Source organism: Anabaena sp. AL93 (genome assembly GCF_001672085.1).
In the GTDB taxonomy this organism is placed as follows: domain Bacteria; phylum Cyanobacteriota; class Cyanobacteriia; order Cyanobacteriales; family Nostocaceae; genus Dolichospermum; species Dolichospermum heterosporum.
Window position 1 is genome coordinate 45,005 of sequence record NZ_LJOU01000028.1, and the last position, 8,649, is coordinate 53,653.

The 8,649-nt window shown below is 41.1% G+C and carries 8 protein-coding genes; 2 read left to right on the forward strand and 6 right to left on the reverse strand.

What is annotated here, in order from left to right:
• Positions 1 to 79: 79 nt before the first annotated feature.
• From AN486_RS09540 to AN486_RS09565, 6 genes are all read right to left on the reverse strand, one after another.
• The gene (locus AN486_RS09540; protein ID WP_053539379.1) at positions 80 to 427 is read right to left on the reverse strand and encodes a type II toxin-antitoxin system RelE/ParE family toxin; all 348 of its coding nucleotides are present in this window, start codon (positions 425 to 427) and stop codon (positions 80 to 82) included.
• Positions 424 to 678: a hypothetical protein gene (locus AN486_RS09545; protein ID WP_053539378.1), complete on the reverse strand. Its 255-nt coding sequence runs from the start codon at positions 676 to 678 to the stop codon at positions 424 to 426. The genes AN486_RS09540 and AN486_RS09545 overlap by 4 nt, the downstream gene beginning before the upstream one ends.
• A 676-nt stretch (positions 679 to 1,354) precedes the next feature.
• Complete coding sequence (locus AN486_RS09550) at positions 1,355 to 2,599, reverse strand: DUF4912 domain-containing protein (protein ID WP_290600353.1); 1,245 nt, start codon at positions 2,597 to 2,599, stop codon at positions 1,355 to 1,357.
• Positions 2,600 to 3,083: 484 nt separating this feature from the next.
• Positions 3,084 to 5,372: an IMS domain-containing protein gene (locus tag AN486_RS09555; protein WP_290600354.1), complete on the reverse strand. Its 2,289-nt coding sequence runs from the start codon at positions 5,370 to 5,372 to the stop codon at positions 3,084 to 3,086.
• Between the two features lie 251 nt (positions 5,373 to 5,623).
• A complete protein-coding gene (locus tag AN486_RS09560) occupies positions 5,624 to 5,932 on the reverse strand; it encodes a DUF3067 family protein (RefSeq protein WP_015078574.1) in 309 nt (102 codons plus the stop codon).
• Between the two features lie 252 nt (positions 5,933 to 6,184).
• Entirely contained in the window at positions 6,185 to 6,325 is a 141-nt protein-coding gene (locus tag AN486_RS09565; RefSeq protein ID WP_290600356.1) for a hypothetical protein, read from the reverse strand.
• A gap of 318 nt (positions 6,326 to 6,643) precedes the next feature.
• On the opposite strand from AN486_RS09565, the gene petC reads away from it, so the two are divergent.
• Entirely contained in the window at positions 6,644 to 7,183 is a 540-nt protein-coding gene (gene petC, locus AN486_RS09570) for a cytochrome b6-f complex iron-sulfur subunit (RefSeq protein ID WP_148761332.1), read from the forward strand.
• A 124-nt stretch (positions 7,184 to 7,307) separates the two neighbouring features.
• Entirely contained in the window at positions 7,308 to 8,309 is a 1,002-nt protein-coding gene (gene petA / locus AN486_RS09575; protein ID WP_053539374.1) for a cytochrome f, read from the forward strand.
• Positions 8,310 to 8,649: the final 340 nt, after the last annotated feature.

An 8,649-nucleotide genomic window follows, 5' to 3' on the forward strand; every position in this document is an offset into this window, starting at 1 on the left:
ACAATAAAAAAATTACATCCTGTACATCCTCCAATCCTGGGTATCCTGATTCAGAGAATATCTCATCAAAAATGCGATATTATTCTTGTGCAAATTCATCAGGAACTTCACCAATAGTCTGCTGTGCTGCATGACGAATATGAAGAACACGAACTGTAGAAATTTCTTCTCCTTCTATAATTGTGAAAATAATCCTGTATGCGTTGCGTCCTTTACCATAAATTATCTGCCGAATTTCTTGACTAAAATAATCATTTTCTCTAGCTAAAGAACATCGTTTTGGCATTTGTGATAAAGATTCAATTAGTTGTAGTAAACCTGCATACCACTGACTTGCTTTTTCAGAAGAAGTTATTTGAGACATTTGTAAAAATGCTTTATCTGCCTCGGCTTCTGCTATACTAGAAATATCAATATAGTATTTCATACTTCACGGGGCAGGTTATATTTACGACGTTGTTCATTAGCAAAATCATCAAAAGACCGAAAGCGACCTGCTTCAAAATCATCTAATCCTTGCTGAATACCTTGAATAGCTACTTGTGAATCTTCTAATTCCCAATCTAGGATATTTTTCAATAATTCAGCCGCTACTAAACTGATATCTTTTCCTTGTTGGGTTGCTTTTTCACGTAGTCTTGCTTCTAGTTCTGGAGTCAGGGAAATAGCGATCGCCATAACTGTATATTTTGATGAAAGTTTATAAATATTATAACATCCTGTAAATCCTAAAATGCTGGATATCCTAATTCAGACAAAAAAATCCTCAAAATCCCCACATCAAATAAACAACAACATCCTGAAAATCCCGTAATCCTGGAAATCCTGATTCAGACAAAAAAATCCTCAAAATCCCCACATCAAATAAACAACAACATCCTGAAAATCCTAAAATGCTGGAAATCCTGATTCAGACAAAAAAATCCTCAAAATCCCCACATCAAATAAACAACAACATCCTGAAAATCCTAAAATGCTGGAAATCCTGATTCAGACAAAAAAATCCTCAAAATCCCCACATCAAATAAACAACAACATCCTGAAAATCCTCTAATCCTGGAAATCCTGATTCAGACAAAAAAATCCTCAAAATCCCCACATCAAATAAACAACAACATCCTGAAAATCCTCTAATCCTGGAAATCCTGATTCAGACAAAAAAATCCTCAAAATCCCCACATCAAATAAACAACAACATCCTGAAAATCCCGTAATCCTGGGTATCCTGATATGGCTGGCGCCACGTTACGCTATCAGACATTGTTGATTTTCTTTCCATAAAAAACCCGCTACAGTAATCCTATAACGGGTGAATTTATTAATTGCAGTTATGGTTAATCTTCAAATACAGAACTTATACCATCCATTCCAAAACAGCTTCATCTTTAGTATTAGTATGACGAGAAGGTGTTTCGCGCTCAAACTTCATGTGAATAGAACGGGTTTGTTCACCATCAGCCGCAACAGCTAAAATTGGGTAGTCAATTAAACCATCTTGGAAAGACATTTGGAAGCGGAATGTACCATCGGAATTAAGTTTAATGGGACGACCACCAATGGTTACAGTTGCATCAGGTTCGGTTGCACCGTAGACAATCAGTTCAGCATCAGCAACTAACCAGAATTTGCGAGGACGCGCAGGAACAGCAGAAGCGGAGAAACCGGACATTCCCACACCGGACATAGTTAAACCAGATACGGTAGGAATAGCCCACATACCTACACCAGATGGGAAAACGTAGGAACTGAGAGCTTGTTCGGGAGCAGCAGAACCGGGGACGTGCTGCATAGAACCGAATATAGAACCTGCAACCCGTTGAGCTTCAGCGGATTCTGCTAGACCAAAGATTTGTTCGTAAATGGGATTTCCACCACCCGCAGCAGCAGTAGCAGTTGGTAATTTCTTGGATGGGGGAACTAGTTCGTAGAAGGTCTTACCACGTAGGTCTTCTTCAAAGTCTACGGTGATGAAGACATCTTCAATCCAGTCAGCAGGATAGACGGGGGGAATATGCACTCTCGCGGAACGCGCTAATACCAACCAACCACCATCAGCGGTGCGATAACCGACATCTATCACATAATCGCGATCGCTCACAGGAATTGGCAAATACCATTCTCTCGCTAGTTCATCAGCAGGGTATTCTTGAATACTGTGGGGACTTTGATAATCTAGATCAACATCAGTGACATCATAAATCCGCAATGCTAGGGTCTGTCCACCTTGACGACGCAATTCTTCTTTATGGTCGTTAGGAATATCCCAGTAAGTATAAGCCCATTGAGGATCACGGGGTAATAAAACTATCCGGCTGTCACCATAACCTGCGGGTAAATCGGCTAATGCTTCATCAACATCAGCGAGAGAACCACCAGTCCGATCTTCTTGACCTAACTCAAATTTTGCTGCTTCCACGGTTTCTTGTGCCTCCAGATTAGGGGATGAACTGAGCGAGAACTTACTATGCTGAACTTCTTCAATTGATGCTAATAACTGCGATTTCCGCATTCTGCTATAACGAGATATACAATATTCACTGGCAACTTTGCGTAATTGCCGTAGGGTCATCTCTTCTAGCGGTGGGCGTTCTTTTGCCATTAATTTGGACTCCAGTAGTTTACAAGGTAAATTATTTTTTCCGGGTTAAAAAAATTTTAAATTTTGATGAAATATCATCTACCCAGATTTTTTTATTCCTGACTCCCGGTTTTGCCCCAGTTTTAAATTTGTTTACTGTTTGTTTTTTATTAAGATACCAACTCATCGAAATTCCTGGTTATGCCGTTGTTTTGCATTTATTGAGGATTGCAAAGAGTTGTTAAGTAAATATTAACCAGTAAAACTATCTAGGGATCAAGGGGTCTAAAGATAGGTTTTACTATATTTCACGTAGTTATCAGCCCTGCGGGGATCAATATGTCATGAAATCTTAATATAGCGATCTCAGTCAGGGCATTAGTGTCAAAGTTTCATAACATTAAGGGAAGAGTCAGGAGGTAGGGGCGCGGGCCCCGCGCCCAGTCAGGAGTCAGGATGAAGAAAGAAATTTTTCCCCTCTTACCTCTTACCTCTTGCCTCCAACTTACAAAAAATTCTGAATCACTGACATTTTCTGAATCAGCCATTTGCCTTCTTTGCGAACCAAATCATAACGAACCCGCAAGTTTTCACTAGAAGACTTTTGCTGCTGACTATTTTGATAGAACTTGGTAACTTCTTGTACTTGAGCATCTACAGATACATAATCTTTGTCTGTACCCTTGTTAGAGACAGTGACTATTTCCACATTATGCTTGTACTGGCGATGGCGTTGATCTTCTTGTTCTTGCTGGGCTACTGACTGCCATTGGGATAAAACTGCACCTGTTAAAATTTCCTTTAAACCATCAATGTCATGATTTTGCCCCAAAGCTGAGGTTTTGGCAGATAACCAAGTTTCAATTACTTCCTTTGCTGTCTCCTTGGTCAGTTCTTCATTATTGGTGGCCTCAGGTTCGCTGTTGGGGTCAGGAATGTTGATGGGTGGTTGATTTAGTTGTATTGCTAACTGTTCTCCCTTTAATGATGGACTGGGAAAGAAGATATTTTTGACCAAGCCAAAAGTTGTTGATACTAATAACGAAAAAATTAATACTCCTCCCAATGAGAAAAAAACTAACCAAACTAAGCGTGTTTTTGGATCTAGACTACTGAGAAAATTAGCTTGAGACTGGATGAATCGCTGGGGAAGTGTATTAGCAGTGGGTTTGCGTCTTCTGCGTTTGGGAGGCTGCTGGTTTGTTACTGCCGTCGGATGATCATTAACTGGATGTGTTCTTCTGTTTGGGTTTGCTGCTGTTAAGGGTATTTGTGATATTTGATTTCCCTCATTTCCATCTGTTGATGGATGATTCCACCTCGGTATAGAACCCTGGGAAGATTCAGGTTGAGGTCGAGGATGGGTTTCTGGTAACTCAGGATTGACTGGTTGATGATGTTGTGGTGTTTGTGTGGTGTTATTATTATGGTGACGGTAATGATGAATATCTGGCTGGGGAAAGGATTGATGGTTAATTACTGCCCATTCATTGGTAATTTGGGCATCGTTGGGTAAAGATTCTAGATAAGCTTGTACTTGTCTATCAGCAAAGTATTCTTTTAACGAGGCTTGCTGTTTTGCCAAATCTCGAAAGTGGGGAAATACTTCTTGCTGTAACCATTGTTCACTGTATAAGCATAGTCCGGGTAATAGGTCTGGTGAGTCTTGCGATTTTTCCCGAATAAAAGCTAAGGCTTCATATTCTTGACTTAGTTCTAAGACGCGGGTGGCTTCTTCCGTTTGTCCCATGAGTAAAGCACAAAGGGATTGTTCTAAATGCACGTCTTGGCGTTTGCCTAATTGCATTAATAGTTGCTTGGCTTGACGAATTAATGCTGGTTGGCGTTGGGCAAAACCTCTGGCGATTAAGGAATATACTGCTAAATATGTAGCCACGGCTGAGGGGCGTTTACTTTCTAATTCAAAGAGTTTATGCTGTTCTGAGACTGTTAAATAATGGCGAATTTGTTGGATAAATCGTAAAAAGTCATCTATGTTAAGTCCTGATTGATCGTTGCCTGTACCATCAATACCGCCACGATCTTCTAAGATACTTTGTAATAATTCTAATCCTTGCCGACGTTTGGGAATTTGTGTTTGTGGTAGTGCTAATAGTTCCAAGATGCGGTAGGGACGCAGTTTGTAAAGATCAGCGGTCATTTCAGCGCGGACGCTGGGAAATAAGCCTTCTCGTGCTAATAATTCCTCACCTGTTTCTAAGGATACGGCGGCATTTTCATAGTGACCTTGTTGCCATTCTTCCCGTCCTAGTTCTAGGCAAGCTAGGGAGACGGTGAGGATAATATCTGGTAAGTCAGAGTTTTCGGGAATTTCTATTTGGGTAGCACGATGACCTGTTTTCAGACTAACTGAACTAGGTTTATTAACTAGGTACGGGCGACCAAGTTTTAATACTAATTCATATTCTCCTAGTTCTTGGAGGATTAACAAAGAGCCAACAAATCGCTCTGGGGTGATTTCAATGCTGAGACTTTGAGCATCTTGATCTTTGGAGTTATTATCTGTTAGGGTTTGTTGTGGAACTTGATCAGCAGTTTTGTTAGGAGTATAAACGTGAGCTAGATAAAGCTGATCGTAGGCTTTGCGCTCTTCGGTATCTAATAAAACCATATAAGCTTCTTCAATCAGCTTCTTGCGAGAAGATATAGATGTAGTCGAATATTCCCGTCGGGGCAATTGGACAATGCGATCGCTGTATGCCTGTCGCAATTGTTCCTCATTGGCCGCCAACGGTAATCCTAGAATTCGGTAATAATCAAGCGGAATTCGCACAGCTTACGTCCCCTGCACTGTGTTCTCGTAGCATCTCGTAAAAATTAACATAATTTACCCAGAGCGTTCCAGGCTTCTAAAACCGTCCCATAATCATAGCTTGATTAATACCGTGTTGACCTAGTACAATAAGTGTAGATAGTAACAGATATATTAGTCATTTCCGTTAATTTTTTTATATCTTCAGTTTAAGGTTATGGAGTTGGGAGTCAGGAGTTAGGAGTAACACCTTATTACCTATTGCCTAATTTTTAAACAATCCATTCTGAAGCGCGTTCACCTAAGTCCAGGGGGATACTAACTGCTTTACCAAGACGGGGACGCTCTTTGGTTTCTAGAATGAAAGTTTGTACTTGTTGTATTCCTCCCAAGGCATTGAGATAATTAGCAATGCTGTCAAGATGATCTTGGTAATCAGTTTCGCTTAAAGGGAAAGAGGCTTGTCCAAAATATTTCCACATGATTTGTAGAAATATTTTGCCCTGGGTGCGGCGAAACTGGACATCATAAGGTTGTCCCCATTTATCAATCAACAGTTGGCGTAATTCCTTTCCGGTCATAGCAATTTTGGTCAGTTGTCAGTTGTCAGTTGTCAGTTGTCAGTAGGGGCGAAGCATTTGGAAGATAAATTATCGGTCATTGCCAAAAATAGTTCTCCAAATGCTTCGCCCGTACAGTTGTCAGTTGTCAGTAGGGGCGAAGCATTTGGAAGATAAATTATCGGTCATTGCCAAAAATAGTTCTCCAAATGCTTCGCCCGTACAGTTGTCAGTTGTCAGTAGGGGCGAAGCATTTGGAAGATAAATTATCGGTCATTGCCAAAAATAGTTCTCCAAATGCTTCGCCCGTACAGTTGTCCATTGTCCGTTGTCCGTTGTCCGTTGTCCGTTGTCCGTTGTCCGTTGTCCGTTGTTAGTAGGGGCGAAGCATTTGGAAGATAAATTATCGATCATTGCCAAAAATAGTTCTCCAAATGCTTCGCCCGTACAGTTGTCCGTTGTTAAGAAGTTTCCTTCTGTTCCCTGTTCCCTGTTCCCTATTCCCTGAGCTTATCTAGATTTTACATTTAGTTATGATATTAAGTTCCGTGACTCCAGTATGATAAGGATATAAAGAAATGTAATGCTAACAGATAAAGATGCTCACTATGTCTTGCAACTGAGAATTAGGGTATCGCTGTGAGCGTTATGATTTCGATTCAGATAAGAGTGGCTCTTGTGCTGGTACTCTTGTCAAAATGATTAATAAATTACACAAACAGCGCGGAGATTATGGCTCAATTTTCTGAATCAGCAGATGTTCCCGATATGGGTCGTCGTCAGTTTATGAACCTGCTCACTTTTGGGACTGTTACCGGGGTGGCGTTGGGTGCATTGTACCCTGTTGTTAGCTACTTTATTCCTCCTGCTAGCGGTGGTGCTGGTGGCGGTACAGTAGCCAAGAATGAATTGGGTAATGATGTTAGTGTTAGTCAATTTCTAGACAGCCATAATGTGGGCGGTCGCAGTTTGGTACAAGGACTCAAGGGAGATCCTACCTATATTGTAGTGGAAAGTAAAGAAGCGATCGCTGACTACGGGATTAATGCTATTTGTACCCACTTAGGTTGTGTTGTCCCTTGGAATGTGGCTGAAAATAAGTTTAAATGCCCTTGTCATGGTTCACAATATGACGCTACTGGTAAAGTAATTCGCGGTCCTGCACCAAAATCCTTGCCTCTAGCCCATGCCAAAGTGGCAGACGACAAAATTCTGTTAACACCTTGGACAGAAACCGATTTCCGCACTGGGGATGCCGCTTGGTGGGCTTAAATAGTGCAAAAGTTATTAGTCTCAAGTCAACAATCTAGGGCTTTTAATCAACTCTTGACTACTGACTACTGACCAATGACAACTGACAACTGACAACTGACCACTGACAAATGACTTTATAGAGATGAGAAATGCCCTTACACCTGCGAGGTTAACTCGCACTGCTAAAGCAATGGTTAATACATTGCTTATAGCGATCGCTACTGTTACCTTTTTATTCACTAGCGATATAGCCGTCCCACAAACTGCCGCTGCCTATCCCTTTTGGGCGCAACAAACCGCTCCTGCCACCCCCCGCGAAGCCACAGGGCGAATTGTTTGCGCTAACTGTCACCTAGCTGCTAAACCCACAGAAGTAGAAATTCCTCAATCTGTACTTCCTGACACTGTATTTAAAGCCGTTGTCAAAATCCCTTACGATACCACCGTGCAACAAGTTGGTGCTGATGGTTCTAAGGTTGGTTTAAATGTTGGTGCTGTATTAATGTTGCCCGAAGGCTTCAAGATTGCCCCAGAAGATCGCATTCCTGAAGAAATGAAAGCAGAAGTGGGTGATATGACATTCACCCCTTACAACGACACCACAGATAATGTTGTCATTGTTGGTCCATTACCCGGTGAAGAATATCAAGAAATCGTCTTCCCGATTCTTTCTCCTAACCCCGCCACAGACAAAAATATCCACTTTGGCAAATACTCTGTTCATGTAGGCGGTAATCGCGGACGTGGACAAGTTTACCCCACAGGTGAGAAGAGCAATAATAACTTATTCAACGCTTCTGCTGCCGGTACAATTAGCAAAATTGCTCAAACAGAAGATGAAGACGGTAACGTTAAGAATCTAATTAGCATCACAACCGCAACTGGTGATGTTGTTACCGATACAGTTCCCGTTGGACCTGAATTAATTGTGACTCAAGGACAAGCCGTTGCCATTGGTGATGCTTTAACCAACAACCCCAATGTTGGTGGTTTTGGTCAAAGAGATGCAGAAATTGTTTTGCAAGACTCTTCTAGAGTTACATGGTTAGTTGCTTTTATCTGTTTAGTGATGATGGCACAAATCATGCTAGTTCTCAAGAAGAAACAAGTAGAAAAAGTCCAAGCTGCGGAAATGAATTTCTAAATCATAACTATGATTGGTGTGATTTATTTGATTTAGATACTTCATGAATCGGAAAAATCACTGTTGAGAATGATTACAAATTCTTTGCTAAATCATCGGTTATTTGACAGGCTTTTTGCCTGTCTTTTTTCTTATCATGGGCAATAAACTGATCAAAGTTCTCAAATCCAATGTTTATTTGCTATAGTCCTCCCCTTTCCCCTTGTAAAGGGGGAAACAATAAAAATCTAGTTCCCTCCCCAAAGCATCGGGGAGGGTTAGGGTGGGGTAATTTGAGGAATAATGGTGATTCGATAACTTGTGTGTACACCGTAGCCTTTATAAGGGGAAGGTTAGGGAG

Coding starts and splice junctions, on each gene's coding strand:
- AN486_RS09540 (WP_053539379.1), bottom strand. CDS start 427: ATGAAATACTATATTGATATTTCTAGTATAGCAGAAGCCGAGGCAGAT.
- AN486_RS09545 (WP_053539378.1), bottom strand. CDS start 678: ATGGCGATCGCTATTTCCCTGACTCCAGAACTAGAAGCAAGACTACGT.
- AN486_RS09550 (WP_290600353.1), bottom strand. CDS start 2,599: ATGGCAAAAGAACGCCCACCGCTAGAAGAGATGACCCTACGGCAATTA.
- AN486_RS09560 (WP_015078574.1), bottom strand. CDS start 5,932: ATGACCGGAAAGGAATTACGCCAACTGTTGATTGATAAATGGGGACAA.
- AN486_RS09565 (WP_290600356.1), bottom strand. CDS start 6,325: ATGATCGATAATTTATCTTCCAAATGCTTCGCCCCTACTAACAACGGA.
- petC (WP_148761332.1), top strand. CDS start 6,644: ATGGCTCAATTTTCTGAATCAGCAGATGTTCCCGATATGGGTCGTCGT.
- petA (WP_053539374.1), top strand. CDS start 7,308: ATGAGAAATGCCCTTACACCTGCGAGGTTAACTCGCACTGCTAAAGCA.